18 protein-coding genes are annotated in these 18,465 nt (G+C 69.7%); 6 read left to right on the top strand and 12 right to left on the bottom strand.

What is annotated here, in order from left to right:
- Positions 1 to 157: 157 nt before the first annotated feature.
- The 6 genes from FFS10_RS10785 to FFS10_RS10760 all read right to left on the bottom strand — a co-directional run bounded on the left by FFS10_RS10785 (position 158) and on the right by FFS10_RS10760 (position 6,360).
- Positions 158 to 1,672, bottom strand: a complete 1,515-nt coding sequence (locus FFS10_RS10785; protein ID WP_137894340.1) for a tripartite tricarboxylate transporter permease — start codon at positions 1,670 to 1,672, stop codon at positions 158 to 160.
- A 13-nt stretch (positions 1,673 to 1,685) separates the two neighbouring features.
- Entirely contained in the window at positions 1,686 to 2,174 is a 489-nt protein-coding gene (locus tag FFS10_RS10780; protein WP_137894338.1) for a tripartite tricarboxylate transporter TctB family protein, read from the bottom strand.
- A gap of 136 nt (positions 2,175 to 2,310) precedes the next feature.
- Positions 2,311 to 4,110: a type IV pilus assembly ATPase TfpB gene (tfpB, locus tag FFS10_RS10775; protein ID WP_137894336.1), complete on the bottom strand. Its 1,800-nt coding sequence runs from the start codon at positions 4,108 to 4,110 to the stop codon at positions 2,311 to 2,313.
- Positions 4,107 to 4,892 (bottom strand): class I SAM-dependent methyltransferase, encoded by a 786-nt coding sequence (locus FFS10_RS10770; RefSeq protein ID WP_137894334.1) that lies wholly within the window; start codon positions 4,890 to 4,892, stop codon positions 4,107 to 4,109. The genes tfpB and FFS10_RS10770 overlap by 4 nt, the downstream gene beginning before the upstream one ends.
- Complete coding sequence (locus tag FFS10_RS10765; protein WP_137894332.1) at positions 4,889 to 5,452, bottom strand: DNA-deoxyinosine glycosylase; 564 nt, start codon at positions 5,450 to 5,452, stop codon at positions 4,889 to 4,891. The genes FFS10_RS10770 and FFS10_RS10765 overlap by 4 nt, the downstream gene beginning before the upstream one ends.
- A 62-nt stretch (positions 5,453 to 5,514) precedes the next feature.
- Positions 5,515 to 6,360: a TatD family hydrolase gene (locus tag FFS10_RS10760; RefSeq protein WP_137894330.1), complete on the bottom strand. Its 846-nt coding sequence runs from the start codon at positions 6,358 to 6,360 to the stop codon at positions 5,515 to 5,517.
- Between the two features lie 92 nt (positions 6,361 to 6,452).
- Here FFS10_RS10760 and FFS10_RS10755 point away from each other — a divergent pair, with 92 nt between their 5' ends.
- Genes FFS10_RS10755 through FFS10_RS10740 form a run of 4 tightly spaced genes read left to right on the top strand, consistent with a single transcriptional unit; the run spans position 6,453 to position 10,419 of the window.
- On the top strand, positions 6,453 to 7,379 hold the full coding sequence (locus FFS10_RS10755; protein ID WP_137894328.1) for a S1C family serine protease: 927 nt from the start codon (positions 6,453 to 6,455) through the stop codon (positions 7,377 to 7,379).
- Between the two features lie 16 nt (positions 7,380 to 7,395).
- A complete protein-coding gene (locus FFS10_RS10750; RefSeq protein WP_137894326.1) occupies positions 7,396 to 8,400 on the top strand; it encodes an AAA family ATPase in 1,005 nt (334 codons plus the stop codon).
- The gene (locus tag FFS10_RS10745) at positions 8,381 to 9,379 is read left to right on the top strand and encodes a DUF58 domain-containing protein (protein ID WP_137894324.1); all 999 of its coding nucleotides are present in this window, start codon (positions 8,381 to 8,383) and stop codon (positions 9,377 to 9,379) included. Before FFS10_RS10750 ends, FFS10_RS10745 begins: the two co-directional genes overlap by 20 nt.
- Positions 9,376 to 10,419, top strand: a complete 1,044-nt coding sequence (locus FFS10_RS10740; RefSeq protein WP_137894322.1) for a VWA domain-containing protein — start codon at positions 9,376 to 9,378, stop codon at positions 10,417 to 10,419. Before FFS10_RS10745 ends, FFS10_RS10740 begins: the two co-directional genes overlap by 4 nt.
- A gap of 8 nt (positions 10,420 to 10,427) precedes the next feature.
- On the opposite strand, the gene FFS10_RS10735 is transcribed toward FFS10_RS10740, so the two are convergent.
- The 4 genes from FFS10_RS10735 to FFS10_RS10720 are packed head-to-tail and all read right to left on the bottom strand — an operon-like array spanning position 10,428 to position 13,485.
- Positions 10,428 to 10,856 carry a DUF1810 domain-containing protein gene (locus tag FFS10_RS10735; RefSeq protein ID WP_137894320.1) on the bottom strand — a complete coding sequence of 143 codons (429 nt, stop codon included), beginning with the start codon at positions 10,854 to 10,856 and terminating at the stop codon, positions 10,428 to 10,430.
- 37 nt (positions 10,857 to 10,893) lie between these two features.
- Positions 10,894 to 11,484 carry a restriction endonuclease gene (locus FFS10_RS10730; protein WP_171016134.1) on the bottom strand — a complete coding sequence of 197 codons (591 nt, stop codon included), beginning with the start codon at positions 11,482 to 11,484 and terminating at the stop codon, positions 10,894 to 10,896.
- Positions 11,481 to 12,236, bottom strand: coding sequence for a lipoprotein-releasing ABC transporter ATP-binding protein LolD (lolD, locus tag FFS10_RS10725; protein WP_137894318.1), 756 nt, complete (start codon positions 12,234 to 12,236; stop codon positions 11,481 to 11,483). The genes FFS10_RS10730 and lolD overlap by 4 nt, the downstream gene beginning before the upstream one ends.
- Complete coding sequence (locus FFS10_RS10720) at positions 12,229 to 13,485, bottom strand: lipoprotein-releasing ABC transporter permease subunit (protein WP_137894316.1); 1,257 nt, start codon at positions 13,483 to 13,485, stop codon at positions 12,229 to 12,231. The genes lolD and FFS10_RS10720 overlap by 8 nt, the downstream gene beginning before the upstream one ends.
- Before the next feature lie 53 nt (positions 13,486 to 13,538).
- Between FFS10_RS10720 and FFS10_RS10715 the strand changes: the two genes are divergently transcribed.
- Positions 13,539 to 14,504, top strand: a complete 966-nt coding sequence (locus FFS10_RS10715; protein ID WP_137894314.1) for a phosphoglycerate mutase — start codon at positions 13,539 to 13,541, stop codon at positions 14,502 to 14,504.
- Complete coding sequence (recJ, locus tag FFS10_RS10710; protein ID WP_137894312.1) at positions 14,501 to 16,210, top strand: single-stranded-DNA-specific exonuclease RecJ; 1,710 nt, start codon at positions 14,501 to 14,503, stop codon at positions 16,208 to 16,210. The genes FFS10_RS10715 and recJ overlap by 4 nt, the downstream gene beginning before the upstream one ends.
- 193 nt (positions 16,211 to 16,403) lie before the next feature.
- Here recJ and FFS10_RS23150 read toward each other — a convergent pair whose 3' ends face one another.
- Together FFS10_RS23150 and FFS10_RS10695 are read right to left on the bottom strand one after the other, a co-directional pair.
- On the bottom strand, positions 16,404 to 17,555 hold the full coding sequence (locus tag FFS10_RS23150) for an AAA family ATPase (RefSeq protein ID WP_212744120.1): 1,152 nt from the start codon (positions 17,553 to 17,555) through the stop codon (positions 16,404 to 16,406).
- Complete coding sequence (locus FFS10_RS10695; protein WP_212744119.1) at positions 17,446 to 18,255, bottom strand: DEAD/DEAH box helicase family protein; 810 nt, start codon at positions 18,253 to 18,255, stop codon at positions 17,446 to 17,448. The genes FFS10_RS23150 and FFS10_RS10695 overlap by 110 nt, the downstream gene beginning before the upstream one ends.
- Between the last annotated feature and the right edge of the window lie 210 nt (positions 18,256 to 18,465).

The raw sequence follows: 18,465 nt of genomic DNA, 5'->3' as shown, positions 1-18,465 counted from the left end.
CTGCGGCCGGCCATGGACCCGATCATGCCGCGCGGCCGGTGGCGCGCGAGGGTGCATACGCCAATGGACAGACGGGCTGCGGCCAGCTACGCAGGCCGGCACCAATGAAAAACGGCAGCCGAAGCTGCCGTCTTTCAAGGCGCGGGGATGCTGCGCGTCACTCTTCCTCGTGGAAGGCTTCCTCGCGCTTGCTCTTGACGGCCGGCAGCAGCACGATGATGAGCAACAGCAAGGCGGCCGCCAGCAGGCCGGCCGACAGCGGGCGCGTGACGAACACGCTCCAGTCGCCGCGCGACAGCAGCAGCGCGCGGCGCAGGTTCTCCTCCATCATCGGCCCCAGGATGAAGCCCAAGAGCAGCGGCGCGGGCTCCACGCCCAGCTTGATGAAGCTGTAGCCGATCACGCCGAAGATCGCCACCATCCAGATGTCGAAGGTGTTGTTGTTGGTCGAGAACACGCCGATCGCGCAGAACAGCACAATGGCCGGGAACAGCCAGCGGTAGGGCACGGTGAGCAGCTTGATCCACAGGCCGATCAGCGGCAGGTTCAGGATCACCAGCATGCCGTTGCCTATCCACATCGAGGCGATCAGGCCCCAGAACAGCTCGGGGTTGCTGGTCATCACCTGCGGGCCGGGCTGGATGTTGTGGATGGTCATGGCACCCACCATCAGCGCCATCACGGCGTTGGGCGGGATGCCCAGGGTCAGCAGCGGGATGAACGAGGTCTGCGAGCCGGCGTTGTTGGCCGACTCGGGCGCCGCCACGCCGCGGATGTTGCCCTTGCCGAACGGCACTTCGCCGGGCCTGAGCTTGGTCTTCTTCTCGATGGTGTAGGCCGCGAAGGCCGACAGCAGGGCGCCGCCGCCCGGCAGGATGCCCAGGGCCGAGCCCAGGGCCGTGCCGCGCAGCACGGCGGGGATCATGTTCCTGAAGTCTTCCTTGGTCGGCATCAGGCCTTCCACCTTGTCGGTGAAGACCTCGCGCTGGTCCTCGGGGTGCGAGAGGTTGGCGATGATCTCGCCGTAGCCGAACACGCCCATGGCGATGGTGATGAAGCCTATGCCGTCGGTCAGCTCGGGGATGTCGAAGCTGAAACGCGCCACGCCCGAGTTCACGTCGGTGCCGACCAGGCCCATCAGCAGGCCCAGCACGATCATCGCGATGGCCTTGAGCAGCGAGCCCGAGGCCAGCACCACGGCGCCGATCAGGCCCAGGATCATCAGCGAGAAGTACTCGGCCGGGCCGAACTTGAAGGCCACCTCGGTCAGCGGACCGGCGAAGGCCGCCAGGATCAGGGTGCCCACGCTGCCGGCGAAGAACGAGCCCAGGCCGGCGGCGGCGAGCGCCGGGCCGGCGCGGCCCTTGCGCGCCATCTGGTAGCCGTCGATCACCGTGACCACGGACGAGGATTCGCCGGGCAGGTTGACCAGAATCGCGGTGGTCGAGCCGCCGTACTGGGCGCCGTAGTAGATGCCGGCCAGCATGATCAGCGCGGCCACGGGCGGCAGCGCGTAGGTGGCGGGCAGCAGCATGGCGATGGTGGCCACCGGGCCGATACCGGGCAGCACGCCGATCAGCGTGCCCAGCAGGCAGCCGATGAAGGCATAGATCAGGTTCTGGAACGTGAAGGCGACGCCAAAACCGAGCGCGAGGTTGTTGATCAGGTCCATGGTTCTTTTTCTCTCAGCCTGCGATGAAGCTCGGCCACACAGGGAACTGCAGCTTGAGCAGCACGACGAAGGCCAGGTAGCTGCCGATGGCCAGGATGGTGGCCAGGATCAGCACTTCCTTGAGGTTGAAGCGGTCGCCGGCCAGGCTGGCGACGATGGTCAGGCCGTAGATCGCGACGATCATGCCCATGGCAGGCACGCCGATGCTGGGCAGGCCGCCGAGCAGCACGCCGAACAGCAGGTTGGCGCCGATGATGAAGCCCAGCGGCTTCCAGGCCCACTTGCCGATCTTCTCGCCGTCGGGCGTCTCCACCACCAGGGCTTCGAACATGATGAAGGCGCCCAGGATGGCCAGCAGGATGCCCAGCATCAGCGGGAAGTAGCCAGGACCCATGCGAGCGCCTTCGCCAATCGTGTAATTGGTGGCGCCCCAGGCAAACGCACCGCCCACGGCAGTGAACATCAGCCCAGAGAAAAAGTCTTTCTGACTTTTGATTTTCACGAACGATCTCCTCGAAACGATTTTTCGACTGGCGGATTTTGGAGGGAAAGCATCCCCCGCCCGATGTGGGTTCCACCTATGTCGAATGCAAGACATGTGCCACTCGGCGGAAAACCTCAGGGTTTACCCAGGTCAATCAATCGATCGGCGGCGTGGCCGTCAGCACTTCCTCGAGCGTGGTCAGGCCCTCGGCCACGCGCAGCGCGCCGGCCAGGCGCAGCGGGCGCATGCCATCGGCCAGGGCCTGCTGGCGCAGCGCCTGCACGGTGGCCCCGCCGGCGATGCACTGGCGGAAGGGCTCGCCTACGGTGAGCAGCTCGTACAGGCCCATGCGGCCCATGAAGCCCGTCATGCGGCAGTCCACGCAGCCCACGGGCTTGTAGGGCCGCCAGTCGCCGCTGAGCTTCCAGGGCCGCACGGCCTCGTCCAGCAGCTCGCGCTCGGCCGCCGCGTCGGGCTGCTTGCAACCGGGGCACAGCGTGCGCACCAGGCGCTGGGCCAGCACGCCCAGCAGCGTGGCGCCGACCAGGTAGGACGGCACGCCCAGCTCGGTCAGCCGCGTGAGGGCCGAAGGCGCGTCGTTGGTGTGCAGGGTGGAGAACACCAGGTGCCCGGTCAGGGCCGCCTGGATCGCCATCTCGGCCGTGGCCAGGTCGCGGATCTCGCCGACCATGAGGATGTCCGGGTCCTGCCGCATCAGGGCGCGCAGCCCTTCCGCGAAGCCGAAGTCCAGCTGCGGCTGCACCTGTGTCTGGTTGAAGCTGGGCTCTATCATCTCGATCGGGTCCTCCACCGTGCTGACGTTGACCTCCTCGGTGGCCAGGCGCCTGAGCGTGGAGTACAGCGTGGTGGTCTTGCCCGAGCCGGTGGGCCCGGTCACCAGGACGATGCCGTGCGGGCGCCGCACCAGCGCCTCCCAGCGCTCGGCATCGTGCGGCGAGAAGCCCAGCGCGTCCAGGTCCTTGACCGCGGTGTCGGGGTCGAAGACGCGCATCACCATCTTCTCGCCGAAGGCGGTGGGCAGGGTCGACAGGCGCATCTCGATCTCCTCGCCCCGGGGATTTCGAGTCTTGATGCGGCCATCCTGCGGCCGGCGCTTTTCCATCACGTCCATGCGGCCCAGCAGCTTGATGCGCGCCGTCATGGCGTTCATCACGCCGATCGGCAGCTGGTAGACCGGGTGCAGCACGCCGTCGATGCGGAAGCGGATCACGCCCTGCTCGCGCCGCGGCTCCAGGTGGATGTCGCTGGCGCGCTGGTCGAAGGCGTACTGCCACAGCCAGTCCACCACCTGCACCACGCCCTGGTCGTTGGCGTCGAGCTGCTTGTTGCTCCTGCCGAGCTCCACCAGCTGCTCGAAGCTGGCCGCGCCGCCCTGGCCGCCGGCGCGCTGCGCGGCGCGCACCGACTTGGCCAGGGCATAGAACTCGGCGGTGTAGCGCTGGATGTCCTGCGGACTTGCCAGCACGCGCCGCACGCTGCGGCGCGACTGGCGCTCGACCTCGGCCACCCAGTCGCTGACGAAGGGCTGGGCGGTGGCCACCACCACCTCGCCGCCGACGAACTGCACCGGCAGGATGTGGTGCCGCTCGGCATAGGGCGCGCTCATGATGTCGGCCACCTTGCCCACGTCGACCTTGAGCGGGTCTATGCGCAGGTAGGGCAGGCCCGCGCGCGTGGCCAGCCACTCGGTCAGCGCATCCAGGTCCAGCGGCTTGCCGTCGCTGGCGCGCTGCATGGCCACGCGCGCCAGGCGCAGCAGCGGGTGCTGCACGCTCTCGGCCTGCGAACAGCGCGCCACGGTGCGCCGCGCCTCCTCGATCGTCACCACGCCGTCCTCGCGCAGCCACTCGACCAGGCGGCGCCAGTCCAGCGGCCCGCTGTGGGCCTGGCCCGGCAGGGGCGGACGCGCCGCGCTCACTGGACTGGCTTTCATCGCAGCACCGGCTTGAACACGCGCAGCCACTTGGAGGCCGGCAGCTTCCAGCGCGTCTCTATGGCCTGCGCGCGCTCGAGCAGCTCGGCGCGCTTGGGGCGGCTGGCCTGGCGCTGCGCCAGCACCACGGTGTTGCCCTCGCGCGTGGGCTTGAAGGCCCACAGGGCGTCCTCGCCGAAGGCGGTGGCGATCTTCTCCAGGCTGCGCTCGTAGCTCGACGAGCGGCCGAACAGGTTGACGGTCATGCAGCCCTCCTCGGTCAACAGCGCGCGGCAGTCGGCGTAGAAGTCCTCGCTGTCGAGCACCGGCGCCGCCGCCTCGTGATCGTACAGGTCGACCTGCAGGGCATCCACCTGGCCCTGCCAGTGCGGGCTGCGCGCCACCTCGGCCGCATCGCCCAGCACCACCTGCAGGCGCGCGTCGTCGGGCGGCAGCTTGAACCAGAGCCGGCAGGCCGCGATCACCTGCGGGTTCAGCTCGATCGCGGTGGTCTTCATGCGCAGCCGCTTGCGGCAGAACTTGGTCAGCGCCGCCGCGCCCAGGCCGAGCTGCATGGCGTGGCGGCTGGCCACGCTGTCCGGCGCGACGAACAGCAGCCAGGCCATCATGCGCTGCACGTACTCCAGGTCGATGTCGAACGGCGCGTCCATGCGCATCGAGCCTTGCACCCATTCGCTGCCCAGGTGCAGGAAGCGGACGTCGCCGTAGTCGGAGAAATTGACGTCGGGCAGGGGGGCGGTCTTCTTGGTGCGGGAGGGGGAGGTCGTTCGGGCTGTGCTCATCCGGTCAGTCCATGCGCGGCAAACACTTCGCGCCAGGCGGCAAGCTTACGCGCAAAACTCCACGAGGCATTGGCCGGGCTGGTCGAGGGCAGCTTGTAGACCGGCAGGGGCTGGGCGCCTTGGGGCGGCCCGGCGGCGCTCAAACTCCGCACCACGAGCGGCGCGTGCTTGAAGCTCTCGCCGCCGTTGTGGGCGATGGCCTGAAGGCGCGGGCAGCGCGCCTTCAGGCTGGCGAAATCGTTCACCTCGGCATGGCGGATGCGGCTGTCCAGACTGCCTTCGCGCTCGCAGCTCGCGTACACGTCCCACAGGCCCAGGCCGCGCGCGAGCAGCCAGGCGATGCGCTGCTCGTAGCCGTCCGCTGGACAGGCATGCTCGGGCCAGATGGCCTGCAGGATCTTCCAGAAATGGTTCTGCGGGTGCGCGTAGTACTGCTGCGCGGCCAGCGAGGCCACGCTGGGGAAGCTGCCGAGCACCAGCACCACGGTCCGCTCGGACACGCGCGGCGGCAGGCCGGTCAGGCGTTCGGGGCAGACGGCGGGAGGGGTGTCGGCAGGCATCGGGTGCGAGTGAAACCGGCGATTGTGGCCGAACCGCCGCACGCTCCGGGGAAGGCGCAGGCTCAGGCGCCCGAGCCTGCGAGCCCCCGCAGCCGGGGCAAGGCCGCCAGGGCATTGGCCGTGGTCGCCTGCGCCAGTTCCTCCACCGCCATGCCGCGCAGCTGCGCCAGCTCGGCCGCGATGCGCGGCAACTCGCCCGGTTCGTTGCGGCCCTGCGGCCGGCCCGCCGCGCGCTGTTCGGCCGGCGTGTAGAGCCAGTGCGGCGGCATGTCGGGCGCGTCGGTCTCGAGCACCAGGGCGTCCAGCGGCAGCTCGGCAGCCAGGCGGCGCAGCTGCAGCGCGCGCTGGTAGGTCAGGGCGCCGCCAAAGCCCAGCTTGAAGCCCAGCGCCAGGAAGGCGCGCGCCTGCTGCAGGCTGCCGTTGAAGGCGTGGGCGATGCCGCCGCTCACCCCCACCTCGCGCAGCCCCTTGAGCAGCTGGTCGGCCGAGCGGCGCACATGCAGCAGCACCGGCAGGCCATGCTTGCGCGCCAGCTTGAGCTGCTCGCGGTAAAAGAAATCCTGCCGCTCGCGCGCCTCGCCCTGGGCCAGCTCGGGCACGAAGTAGTCGAGGCCGATCTCGCCCACGGCGACCAGGCGGGGGTCGGCCCGGTGCTGCGCCAGCTCGGCGTCCAGCGCCGCCAGGTCGGCCTCGCCAGCCTGGGCCACGTACAGCGGGTGTATGCCCAGGGCATAGGCGTCGCCCAGGCGCTGCGCGAGCGCGCGCAGCGCGCCGAAGTGGGCGACCGCTACCGCGGGCAGCACGCACAGGCCCACCTGGCGCGCCGCCGCGCGCGCCCGCACGGCCTCGACGTCGCCCGCGAACTCGGCCGCGTCGAGGTGGCAATGGGTGTCTATCCAGACCGTCATGGCGCGATGATGCCGCAAGCGCCGCGCCGCGCGTGCACAAAGCGGCGAACCGTGCTACCGTGAGGTTTCCATCATCGTGCTGCAGGTGAGGCATGCGGAAAACTGCGCTTTACAGCCGCTCGGGTGCCGGCGCGCCCCCGCCGCCGCTTGCGCCGGCGCAGCCGCCTGCCGCAGTCGAGGAGGCCGCGGCGGACCCGCCCATGCCGGCCGCGCCGCGGCGCCGCATCCGCCTGCCGCAGCAGCCACGCGCGCTCTGGGCCCTGATCGCCCTGCTGTCGCTGGCCCTGGCGCTCGCCCTGGCCGCGGCGCTGCGCCCGATGCCGCGCCTGACCCAGGCCCAGATCGACGCCGCGGTGCGCCACAGCCTGGAGCAGCACCCCCTGCCCTCGCCCGCCACCCGGGCGGCCGAGGCCGTGCGCCCCTCGGTGGTGCGCGTGACCGGCTACCAGCGCGAGCGCGAGGGCCAGCAGGACAAGGAGACCGAGCGCGGCGTGGGCACGGGCGTGGTGATCGTGGACACCGGCGTGATCCTGACCAACCTGCATGTGGTGCAGGGCGCGGACAGCGTCAAGGTGATGTTCGCCGACGGGCTGGAGGCCACGGCCTCGGTCACCGGCCTGCAGACCGAGAACGACCTGGCCGTGCTGCAGGCGCACAAGATCCCGGACGACCTGCACGCCGCCACCCTGCGCGGCACCGGCGGCCTGCTGCCCGGCGACCAGGTGGTGGCGGTGGGCTTTCCCTTCGGCATCGGCCCCTCGGTCTCGGCCGGCGTGGTCTCGGGCCTGCAGCGCACCTTCCGCTCGCCGGTCACCCAGCAGCGCATGAGCAACCTGATCCAGTTCGACGCGGCGGCCAACCCCGGCAACTCGGGTGGCCCGCTGGTCACCATGGAAGGCGAGGTGGTGGGCATCGTCACCGCCATCCTCAACCCCACGCCCGCACGCACCTTCATCGGCATCGGCTTCGCCGTGCCGATCGAGAACGCCGCCTCGGCCGTGGGCATGCATCCGTTCTGAACAGAGGAGAGAGCGCATGGACCAGGCCCCCACCCGCAGCCCGACCGGCGAACTGATGGAGCAGATCCTCTACGAAGTCAAGCGCGTGGTGGTCGGCCAGGACCGCTTCCTCGAGCGCGTCATGGTCGCCATGCTGGCCCAGGGCCACCTGCTGGTCGAAGGCGTGCCGGGCCTGGCCAAGACGCTGACCGTCAAGACCCTGGCGCAGACGGTGCAAGGCCATTTCCGGCGCATCCAGTTCACGCCCGACCTGGTGCCGGCCGACCTGGTGGGCACGCGGGTCTACAACCAGAAGACCGGCGAGTTCAGCACTTCGCTGGGCCCGGTGTTCACCAACCTGCTGCTGGCCGACGAGATCAACCGCGCGCCGGCCAAGGTGCAGAGCGCCCTGCTCGAGGTGATGCAGGAGCGCCAGGTCACCATCGCCGGCCAGACCCACCATGTGCCCGAGCCCTTCCTGGTCATGGCCACGCAGAACCCGATCGAGACCGAGGGCACCTACCCCCTGCCCGAGGCCCAGGTGGACCGCTTCATGATGAAGGTGCTGGTCGGCTACCCCAGCGACGAGGAGGAATTCGTCATCGTGCAGCGCGTCACCGGCCCGGCCGTCCAGGTCAACGCGGTCGCCACCACCGAGCAGCTGGCCGCGCTGCAGGCCGAGTGCCGGCGCATCTACGTCGACCCTTCCCTGGTGCAGTACGCGGTGCGCCTGGTGGCCGCCACACGCGCGCCGGACAAGGCCGGCCTCAAGGAGCTGGCGCGCTTCATCACCTTCGGCGCCAGCCCACGCGCCACCATCCACCTGACCGAGGGCGCGCGCGCCCTGGCCCTGCTGCGCGGGCGCGGCTACGTGCTGCCCGAGGACATGAGCGACCTCGCGCCCGACGTGCTGCGCCACCGTCTGGTGCTGTCCTACGAGGCGCTGTCCGAAGGCCTGTCGGCCGACACCCTGGTCGGCAAGCTCATGGCCCGCGTGCCCGCCCCACCGAAGCCGCTGGAACATGAAAAGCTCGCCGCATGAACCAGAGAAGCCGGCGGCCCCGGAGGCCGTGGCCGGACGGGCCGAGCAGGTGCTGCGCCGCCTCGAGTGGACCGTCATCCGCCGGCTGGACGGCCTGCTGCAGGGCGACTACCGCACGCTGATGCGCGGCGCCGGCCTGGACCTGGCCGACCTGCGTGAATACCAGCACCACGACGACGTGCGCCATATCGACTGGAACGTCACCGCGCGGCTGCAGCAGACCCATGTGCGCGTCTACACCGAGGATCGCGAGATGACGGCCTGGTTCCTGCTGGACCTCAGCCCCTCGGTGGACTTCGGCTCGGGCGCCAGCGCCAAGCGCGAGGTCTCGGCCGGCTTCGTCGCCGTGCTGGCGCGCCTGCTCACGCGCCACGGCAACCGCGTCGGCGCCCTGCTCTACGGCTCAGGGGTGGAGGCGGTGATCCCGGCGCGCAGCGGGCGCCGCCATGTGCTGCACCTGCTGCACCGCATGCAGGCCTGCGGCAGCGAAGACACCGCGCAAGGCCAGACCAGGCTGGCCGAGCTGCTGCAGGCCGCGGCCCATGCCATGCACCGGCGCGCCACCGTGTTCGTGGTGTCCGACTTCATCAGCGAGCCTGGCTGGGAACGGCCACTGGCCCAGCTCGCGCTGCGCCACGAGGTGGTGGCGGTGCGCCTGCTCGATCCGCTGGAGCTCGAGCTGCCCGATCTCGGCCTGGTCCCGCTGCGCGACGCCGAGACCGGCGAGCAACTGCTGGTCGACACGCACGACGCGGGCTTCAGGCGCCGCTTCGCGCGCATCGCGGCGCAACGCGAGGCCGATCTGCGCCAGGCGCTGGCCCAGGCCGGCGTGGACACGCTGGAGCTGTCCACCAGCGACGACCTGGTCGAGGCCGTGGTGCGCTTTGTCGAACTGCGCCGCCAGCGTCAGCGCCTGGCGACAGGCGGCCTGCCAGGCCACCTGCGCCACCCCGCTGCCACCCCGGGAGTGCGCCCATGAACTTCCTCTGGCCCCAATTCCTGTGGCTGCAGCTGGCGTTGCCGCTTTTGGTGCTGCTCTACGCCTGGCTGCTGCACCGCCGCAAGAAGCTGGCGCTGCGCTACGCCAGCCTGTCCATCGTCAAGCAGGCCCTGGGCAAGGGGCCCGGCCTGCGCCGCCACATCCCGCCGCTGCTGTGGCTGCTGGCCCTGGCCGCCATGCTGCTGGCCGCCGCACGCCCCCTGGCGGTGGTAACCCTGCCCTCGCAGCAGGAGACCATCATCCTGGCCATCGACGTGTCGGGCAGCATGCGCGCCACCGACGTGCAGCCCAACCGCCTGGTGGCCGCGCAGAACGCGGCCAAGGCCTTCCTGGCCGAGCTGCCGCGCGCCGTGAAGGTCGGCGTCGTGTCCTTTGCCGGCACGGCCTCGCTGGTGCAGGCCCCGACCACCAACCGCGAGGACCTGGTGTCGGCGATCGACCGCTTCCAGCTGCAGCGCGGCACGGCGATCGGCAACGGCATCGTGGTCTCGCTGGCCACCCTGTTCCCCGACGCCGGCATCGACCTGGGCCAGCTCACCTACGGCGGCGGCCAGCGCCTGCGCGGCATCGCGATCGACCAGCCGGCCAACGACCCCAAGCCCTTCACCCCGGTCGCGCCCGGCTCCTACAGCTCGGCCGCCATCATCCTGCTGACCGACGGCCAGCGCACCACCGGCGTGGACTCGCTGGAAGCCGCCAAGATGGCCGCCGACCGCGGCGTGCGCGTCTACACCGTGGGCATAGGCACGGTGGACGGCGAGACCATAGGCTTCGAGGGCTGGTCCATGCGCGTGCGGCTGGACGAGGAAACCCTCAAGGCCATCGCCAAGCAGACCCAGGCCGACTACTTCTACGCCGGCAGCGCGGCGGACCTCAAGAAGGTCTACGAGACCCTGGGCTCGCGTCTCACGGTCGAGAAGAAGGAGACCGAGATCTCGGCCCTGCTGGCGATGGCCGCGGCCCTGCTGTCGGTGCTGGCGGCCGGGCTCTCGCTGTGGTGGTTCGGCCGCATCGCCTGAGCCCTGGTTCAGGCGGCGTCGAGCAGCTCCAGCGTCCTCGGGTCGGCGGCCCCGCCGAAATATTTCTCGAGTGCCTGGCGGAACGCCGGCTCCTCGGGCGCCACGGCGGCGAACAGCGTCATGCAGGAGCGGAACTTGAGCTCGTCGACGCCACCGAAGATCTGGTGCGCCGTGCGACCCTGCACCCCCAGCACGAGTTCGGTGCAGTCCTTGAGGCGCTGGCCCAGCAGGGGGTGGCGCCAGTAGGCCGCGGCCTCGGCGCGCGAGGCCAGGCCGTAGTAATGCGCCGTGGCGCTGCGGCCCAGGGCCCTGAGCTGCGGGAACACAAACCACATCCAGTGGCTGGCCTTGGCGCCGGCCGCCAGCTCGGCGCACACCTGCGCGTAGACCGGGTCTTGCGCGGTGACGAAGCGCTGCAGGTCGTAAGGGTCTTGCATGGCATCGCTCCTTGTCCCAAGAGCCGCTCCCTAGGCCCTATTGTGCCCAGGACTTGCCCAGGTCCGCGCCGCGCAGCAGCTGCGCCAGCTCGGCGGCCTGCAGCACCCGGATGCCGTTCGCCTTGGCAAAGGCGCCGGCCTGGGGCGTGACCTCGCCCAGCGCGATGCACAGGCCCTCGCGCGCCTCGGCGCGCGCCATGGCGGCCCGCAGTTCGCGCAGCGCCTCCACGCCCAGGCTGGCCGCCTTCCAGCGCTTGCAGCTCACCAGCGTGGCCACGCCGGCCTTGCTCAGCGCGAAGTCGGCCCCGCCCTCGCGCCGCGTGACCTCGTAACCCTCGCCGCGCCAGGCCTGCTCCAGCTGCAGGGCAAATTCGCGCCAGCCCATGGCGCCCGTCGCGGCCAGGGTCTGCTGCACGCGCGCCGCGCTGGGCGCGCGCCACTGCCGGCGCGCCGCCAGCACCGCGATCACCAGGAAGGGGAAGGCGCCCATGATGCCGAACGGCGCCAGGTCCGGCGGCAGGGCCAGCCGCGCGGCCAGCGCGATCGCCGCCGCGATCGCCAGGCTGATCCACCAGGACGAGCGCAGCAGGATGGCGAACAGCGAGTTCTCGGACATGCGGAACTTCATGCGCCCGCTCCCGTGGGCTGGGCCTGGCCCAGGCGGCCCTGATCGAGCCGCAGCTGGCGGCCGCAGCGCGCCGCCAGCGTCTCGTCGTGCGTGACCAGCACGAAGGCCGTGCCGTGCTCGCGCGCCAGGCGCAGCATGAGCTGGAACACGCCATCGGCCGTGGCGCGGTCCAGGTTGCCCGTGGGCTCGTCGGCCAGCACGCAGGCCGGCTGCGTGACCAGGGCGCGCGCGATCGCCACGCGCTGGCGCTCGCCGCCCGACAGCTCGGCCGGCCGGTGCTGCAGCCGGCCCTCGAGGCCGACCTGGGCCAGCATGCGCGCGGCCTGCTGCGCCGCCTGCTCGCGCGGCATGCGCCGGATCCACAGCGGCATGGCCACGTTGTCCAGCGCGCTGAACTCGGGCAGCAGGTGGTGGAACTGGTAGACGAAGCCCAGGTGGCGGTTGCGCAGCCGGCCCTGCTGCGCCGGCGAGAGACTGGAGAGCTGCTGGCCCTGCAGCTGCACCTGGCCGCTGCTGGGCGCATCGAGCCCGCCCAGCAGGTGCAAAAGCGTGCTCTTGCCCGAGCCCGAGGCGCCGACGATGGCCAGGGTCTCGCCCGCGTGCACCTGCAGGTCCACGCCGCGCAGCACGCTCACGTCCAGCGGGCCTTCGGTGAAGCGCTTGGCGAGCTGGGTGGCGCTCAGCACCACGCCGCCTCCGCCCTCACCCCGGCCCTCTCCCAGGGGGAGAGGGGGCGAAGAAAGCTCATTCATAGCGCAGCGCCTCCGCCGGGTTGACGCGGCTGGCGCGCCAGCTCGGGTAGAGGGTGGCCACGAAGGCCAGGACCAGCGAGATCACCGCGATGGGCAGGATGTCGCTGCGCTGCGGGTCGCTGGGCATGCGGCTGATCAGGTAGATGTCCTTGGGCAGGAAGCTGGCCTGCAGCAGCTGCTCCAGCCAGGGCACGATCAGGTCGATGTTGTAGGCGATGGCGAGACCCAGCAGCAGGCCGGCCAGGGTGCCGATCACGCCCACCATGGCGCCCTGCACCACGAACACGCCCATGATGCTGCGCGGGCTGGCGCCCAGGGTGCGCAGGATGGCGATGTCGGCGCGCTTGTCGGTCACCGTCATGACCAGGGTGGAGACCAGGTTGAAGGCCGCCACGGCGACGATCAGCGTGAGGATGATGAACATCATGCGCTTTTCCAGCTGCACGGCGGCGAACCAGGTGCGGTTCTGGCGCGTCCAGTCGCGGATCAGGAGCTCGCCGCTCAGGCTGCCGGCCAGCTCGGCCGCCACCTCGCGCGCCTGGTGCAGGTCGCGGATCTTCAGGCGTATGCCGGTCGGGCCCTCGAGGCGGAAGATCCGGGCCGCGTCCTCCTGGTGCAGCAGCACCAGGGCCGAGTCGTACTCGTAATGGCCCGAGTTGAAGGTGCCGACCACCGTCATCTGCTTGAGCCGCGGCACCACGCCGGCCGGCGTGATCTGTCCGCTGGGCGCGATCAGGGTCACCGCGTCGCCCTCGCGCACCCCCAGGCTGCGCGCCAGGTCGACGCCCAGCACCACGCCGAAGCCGCCCGGCACGAGATTCTTGAGGCCGGTGTTCTTGAGCTCCACCGCCAGGTCGGTCACGCCCGGCTCCAGCGCCGGGTTGATGCCGCGCACCAGGGCGCCCTTCATGTCCTCGCCGCGCGCCAGCAGGGCCTGGGCCGCGATGAAGGGCGCGGCGCCGATCACGTTGGGGTTGCGCCGCACCTCGTGCAGGGTCTTGTCCGGGTCGGGCAGGGCCTGGCCGCCGGGCGCGAAGATCTCGATGTGCGAGACCACGCCCAGCATGCGGTCGCGCACCTCCTTCTGGAAGCCGTTCATCACGCTGAGCACGATGATCAGCGCCGCCACGCCCAGCGAGATGCCCAGCATGGACACGCCCGAGATGAACGAGATGAAGCCGTTGCGCCGCGTGGCCCGGCCCGCGCGCGTGTAGCGCCAGCCCAGGATCAGTTCGTAGGGAATTTGCATCGCGCTGCGAGAGTTGGAGACAGGCCGATTGTGGCATCCCGGACAATAGCGGCATGCCGGACACCCCCCACCTGCTGATCCCCTACGCCGCCAGCCACTCCCCCGCCGGCCGCGCCGCCCTCGAGAGCCTGCGCCTGCCCAACCTGGAGCGGCTGCTGGCGCGGCTGGCGCCGGGCGAGACCCTGGCCGACGACCCCGAGGACGCGCACCCGCTGGCGCTGCCGCACGAGCGCGTGCTGGCGCGCGCCCTGGGCCTGGACGAGCGGCCCGGCCACACGCCCTGGGCCGCGCAGCAGCTGCTGGCCAGCGGCGGCCAGCCCGGCAGCGAGGCCTGGGCCTGGATCACGCCCTGCCACTGGCAGGTCGGCATGGACAGCGTGACGCTGGCCGACCCCGCCGCCCTGCAGCTGGACGAGGCCGAGGCCCACGCCCTGTTCGCGGCGATGGCGCCATATTTCGCCGAGGACGGCCTGGCCCTGCAGTTCCAGAGCCCCGGGCGCTGGCTGGCGCGCGGCGAGCTGCTGCGCGAGCTGCCCACGGCCTCGCTGGACCGCGTGATCGGCCAGAACGTCAAGCCCTGGCTGCCCGCCACGCGCGCGGCCCGGCCGCTGCAGCGCCTGCAAAGCGAGATGCAGATGCTGCTCTACACCCACCCGGTCAACGAGGCGCGCGCGGCGCGCGGCCTGGCCGCCGTCAACGCCTTCTGGATCAGCGGCGCCGGCGCCCTGCCCGCCGAGGCCGTTGCGCCGCCGCCCGGCGCCGCCCCCATCGTTCCCGAAGACCTGCGCGAAGCCGCGCTGCGCGAGAACTGGCCCGCCTGGGCCCAAGCCTGGCAGCGCATCGACGGCCAGGAATGCGCCCAGCTGCTGGCCACCCTGGAACGCAGCGGCCTGGCCCGGCTGACCCTGGCCAGCGAGCACCGCGCGCGCAGCTTCGGGGCCGGCCAAGCCGGCCTGGTCACCCGCCTTACTGCCCTGCTGCGCCGCCCCAGCGCCGCCAGCGTTCTTGCCCTGCTATGAAGATTCTTGCCCGAGACATCCCGCCCCGCGCCGCCTGGATCCTGGAACAGGCCGGCATCCACCCCCTGCTCGCGCGCCTCTATGCCGCGCGCGGCGTGACCAGCACCGACGAGCTCGACGACGGCCTGGCGCGCCTGCTGCCGCCGACCGCGCTCAAGGGCGCGCGCGAGGCCGCCCAGCTGCTGGCCGACGCCATCGCCGCCGACAAGCGGCTGTGCATCGTGGCCGACTACGACTGCGACGGCGCCACCGCCTGCGCCGTGGGCCTGCGCGGCCTGCGCCTGCTCGGCGCCAAGCAGGTGAGCTACCTGGTGCCCGACCGCGTGGTCGACGGCTACGGCCTCACGCCGCCCATCGCGCGGCGCGTCAAGGACAGCGGCGCCGACCTACTGATCACCGTGGACAACGGCATCGCCAGCGTGGCGGGCGTCGCCGAGGCGCGCGCCCTGGGCCTGGCCGTGCTGGTGACCGACCACCACCTGCCGGGCCCCGAGCTGCCCGAGGCCGAGGTCATCGTCAACCCCAACCAGCCCGGCTGCGGCTTCGAAAGCAAAAGCATCGCCGGCGTGGGCGTGATGTTCTACGTGCTGCTGGCCCTGCGCGCCGAGCTGCGCCAGCGCGGACTGTTCGACGCCGCCAGCCAACCCAAGCTCGACGCCCTGCTGCCCCTGGTCGCGCTCGGCACCGTGGCCGACGTGGTGAAACTCGACGCCAACAACCGCCGCCTGGTCGCCCAGGGCCTCAAGCGCGTGCGCACCGGCGCCCTGCCGCCCGGCATGGGCGCGCTGTTCGCCGCCGCCGGCCGCCAGGCGCGCAGCGCCACCACCTTCGACTTCGGCTTCGCCCTGGGCCCGCGCATCAACGCCGCCGGCCGCCTGGCCGACATGACCCTGGGCATCGAATGCCTGCTGACCGACGACGCGGCGCGCGCCGACGAGCTCGCCAAGACGCTGGACGGCATCAACCGCGAGCGACGCGAGATCGAGGGCGGCATGCGCGAGCAGGCCATGATGATCGCCGAGTCGCTGTTCGACGAGGGCGACGAGCCGCCGCCCGCGATCTGCGTGTTCGACCCCGACTTCCACGAGGGCGTGGTCGGCATCGTGGCCTCGCGCATCAAGGACAAGCTGCACCGCCCCAGCTTCGTGTTCGCGGCCAGCCAGGCGCCGGGCAAGGAGCACGAGCTCAAGGGCTCGGGCCGCTCCATCCCCGGCTTTCACCTGCGCGACGCGCTGGACCTGGTGGCCAAGCGCCACCCCGGCGTGCTGCTGCGCTTCGGCGGCCACGCCATGGCCGCCGGCTGCACCGTGGCCGAGGAGCATTTCGACACTTTCGAGCAGGCGCTGAGCCAGGTGGCCCAGGAATGGCTGGACGCCGCCACGCTGACGCGCCGCCTGGACACCGACGGCCCGCTCGCGCCCGAGTACCGCCGCCCCGACCTGGTCGACACCCTGCACCGCGAGGTCTGGGGCCAGGGCTTCGCTCCGCCCGTGTTCAGCGAGGAGGTCGAGGTGCTGAGCCAGCGCCTGGTCGGCGAGAAGCACCTGGCGCTCAAGCTCAAGCACCAGGGCCAGCCCGTGGACGGCATCTGGTTCGGCCACACCGAACCCCTGCCCGCGCGCGTCAAGCTCGCCTTCCGGCTCGACGCGGACGAATGGCAGGGGGTGAGGCGGGTGAGGTTTCTGGTGGAGGGGGCGGAGGTTTGAGGGGGCTGAGCCCATCGCTGGCTTCGTGCTCAACGGGGCTTGGTCATCGAGGCTGACTGGCGGCGGTCGAAATGTGTCCGGTCCGACCGTTCGCTGTCAAGAAGACCGGCTGTTCGTCTGTGCAAAGGAACGGCCACGACCGGTCCGTCACTTAGCGATCACCGAGGTCTGATTCAAGACCGAAAGCGGTCGGTTAAGTCATCTGGCGTGATGGCTCAAGTTCCGCAATGGCCAGCGGGTTATGAGTTGTCAGCAGGATGTGGCTTGTCTCTTCTTGCCTCGTGCCGTTGGCGATGAATTGCTTCAAGTACGAGATGTAGTCCACGCTCCAGCGCGGATTCAAATGCGTATCTGGCTCATCCAGCAAAAACAGGCTTTCATCCTCGGCGGTAAAGCGCAGCAACCCTAACACGGTCAGCAACTGCTGTTCACCCTCGCTGAGCTCGCGGAACGTCACGCTGCCATCGTTTTTCTTGAGGCGCACGCGGATGCGCACCTCCTCGATCAGCTCGGAGACGTAGGTGCTCTCCAGATCACGGAAAAACTGCGCAGGTGATTGGTTGCCTACCAAACGCCGCAGAGCGGCGATGTCCTTCACGTACAGGTATTTGAACTGAAGCCTTGTCTTGTTCCAGATCGAAGTGGGCACCTGGCGACTGATGTCGACCGGCGCCAAAGCAATGTCATAAAGGCGGGACAAGAAATCACGCACCACGCCGCGCGCATTCCAGAAGCGCGGGTCGCCATTGGCAGCCTTTGACTTCCACGGCGGTTGGCGCAGTACGAACAGCACAGATTCGATGCCCTCGTCCGGATCAAGGCCGAGGTGGTCATCGAGGAATATGCAGTCAGCCGTGATGATTGCTGAAGGTTGATCGGCGGGATAAACATCCGCATCACCTGGCGGCTCGCCCATCTTTGTAACCAATACATCGCCTGCGGCGACACTGTGAGCACTCAACTCGATGGCTTTCTCTGGGTTCACGTATTTGGTGTGCTCTCCGCCGTACTTACCTGACCGAATATTGCGAACGAAGACCAAAGGCACGCCAAAATCGCGGTAGTCCGGAACTTTGAGATTGCTACCAAATGGGCCTATCGCAAGGCTGTATCGCTCGTCGGATGCGATCTGCTCAATACTCGCCCACACCCACCCCTCGGGCAACCCTGGCAAACCGGTGGTATCCGGCTGCACTGGCTCGGAGTACTTCTTCTGCCAGTCCTTGGGCGGGGCTTTACCTTGCTCCTTGAACTTGGCGAGCTGCTTGGTTTCCCAGCGAGCACGGCGTTCGATGAGGATGCGGTCCAGCAGTTGCGCGCCGGTCGGTGAACTTGCGGGCATCATCTGGCGGCGTATAGGCCATGAATTCCTGATGGGCCTGTTTGCCGAGATTGCGGGTATCGACCAGAAACAGGATGCGCTTGGCGCCGCCGAACTTGAGCAGGCGATAGACCGAGGTGATCGCCGTGAAGGTCTTGCCGGCGCCAGTGGCCATGTGCACAAGGGCGCGGGGTTTGTTCAGCGCAAGAGACTTCTCCAACCCGGTGACGGCGCTGATCTGGCAATCCCGCAGGTTCTTTTCAGGAAGCGCGGGCATTTGCTCGGCCAAGCGGCGGCGCAGCGTGTCAGGCTGCGCGAGCCAGGAGGCCAGCGTTTCCGGCTTGAAGAAGTGGAAAATTTCGCGCGAACGCGGCGCGGGGTCGGCGTTGTCGGTGAAGCGGATGATCTGGCCCGTGGCCTCGAACAGGAAGCGCAGGGGCGTGTTGTCTTTGCGCCATTTCAGATTGGCGGTGGCGTAGCGCTCGGTCTGGGCTTCCGTCGCGGTCAGGTTTTCGCCAGCGCTGTCCTTCTTGGCTTCAATCACGCCCACCGCATGGCGGTTGACGAACAGCACGTAGTCGGCCGGGCCACTGTCGGTGGGGTATTCGCGCACGGCCACGCCTACACCTGCCGACAGGTTAAGCTGTTTCATGTCCTGGATGATCCAGCCGGCCTGTTCCAGCTTTTGGTCGATCAGTTGGCGCGCCTTGGTTTCTGGCGTCATGCGTCTTCCCCCCTCGCTTCGGGCGAGTCTACCGCCCACGACGCTTTGTGAAATTCCGATACAACCCTTTGATTTATTGAGCTTTCGAGGGCGTATCGCCCACCTTCTATCGCCCAGCTATCGCCGATATGGCGTAAATTGTCCGATAGCGCGCGTGGCCTGACGCTTTGGCCCAGGTACGGGCTGCGAGCCAAAGAAAAATCGTTGACG

Source organism: Ramlibacter sp. 2FC, from assembly GCF_005503345.1.
GTDB lineage: Bacteria > Pseudomonadota > Gammaproteobacteria > Burkholderiales > Burkholderiaceae_C > SCMQ01.
The sequence above is the reverse complement of the archived record's forward strand: the minus strand, read 5'-3'. Positions and strand labels throughout refer to the sequence as shown.

What these genes read in the sequence shown, in the direction of transcription:
- FFS10_RS10695 (WP_212744119.1), bottom strand. Translation starts at nt 18,255, where the DNA reads ATGACGCCAGAAACCAAGGCGCGCCAACTGATCGACCAAAAGCTGGAA.
- FFS10_RS10715 (WP_137894314.1), top strand. Translation starts at nt 13,539, where the DNA reads ATGCCGGACACCCCCCACCTGCTGATCCCCTACGCCGCCAGCCACTCC.
- FFS10_RS10755 (WP_137894328.1), top strand. Translation starts at nt 6,453, where the DNA reads ATGCGGAAAACTGCGCTTTACAGCCGCTCGGGTGCCGGCGCGCCCCCG.
- FFS10_RS23150 (WP_212744120.1), bottom strand. Translation starts at nt 17,555, where the DNA reads ATGATGCCCGCAAGTTCACCGACCGGCGCGCAACTGCTGGACCGCATC.
- recJ (WP_137894312.1), top strand. Translation starts at nt 14,501, where the DNA reads ATGAAGATTCTTGCCCGAGACATCCCGCCCCGCGCCGCCTGGATCCTG.
- FFS10_RS10785 (WP_137894340.1), bottom strand. Translation starts at nt 1,672, where the DNA reads ATGGACCTGATCAACAACCTCGCGCTCGGTTTTGGCGTCGCCTTCACG.
- FFS10_RS10735 (WP_137894320.1), bottom strand. Translation starts at nt 10,856, where the DNA reads ATGCAAGACCCTTACGACCTGCAGCGCTTCGTCACCGCGCAAGACCCG.
- FFS10_RS10770 (WP_137894334.1), bottom strand. Translation starts at nt 4,892, where the DNA reads ATGAGCACAGCCCGAACGACCTCCCCCTCCCGCACCAAGAAGACCGCC.
- FFS10_RS10720 (WP_137894316.1), bottom strand. Translation starts at nt 13,485, where the DNA reads ATGCAAATTCCCTACGAACTGATCCTGGGCTGGCGCTACACGCGCGCG.
- FFS10_RS10765 (WP_137894332.1), bottom strand. Translation starts at nt 5,452, where the DNA reads ATGCCTGCCGACACCCCTCCCGCCGTCTGCCCCGAACGCCTGACCGGC.
- FFS10_RS10740 (WP_137894322.1), top strand. Translation starts at nt 9,376, where the DNA reads ATGAACTTCCTCTGGCCCCAATTCCTGTGGCTGCAGCTGGCGTTGCCG.
- FFS10_RS10745 (WP_137894324.1), top strand. Translation starts at nt 8,381, where the DNA reads ATGAAAAGCTCGCCGCATGAACCAGAGAAGCCGGCGGCCCCGGAGGCC.
- FFS10_RS10750 (WP_137894326.1), top strand. Translation starts at nt 7,396, where the DNA reads ATGGACCAGGCCCCCACCCGCAGCCCGACCGGCGAACTGATGGAGCAG.
- lolD (WP_137894318.1), bottom strand. Translation starts at nt 12,236, where the DNA reads ATGAATGAGCTTTCTTCGCCCCCTCTCCCCCTGGGAGAGGGCCGGGGT.
- tfpB (WP_137894336.1), bottom strand. Translation starts at nt 4,110, where the DNA reads ATGAAAGCCAGTCCAGTGAGCGCGGCGCGTCCGCCCCTGCCGGGCCAG.
- FFS10_RS10760 (WP_137894330.1), bottom strand. Translation starts at nt 6,360, where the DNA reads ATGACGGTCTGGATAGACACCCATTGCCACCTCGACGCGGCCGAGTTC.
- FFS10_RS10730 (WP_171016134.1), bottom strand. Translation starts at nt 11,484, where the DNA reads ATGAAGTTCCGCATGTCCGAGAACTCGCTGTTCGCCATCCTGCTGCGC.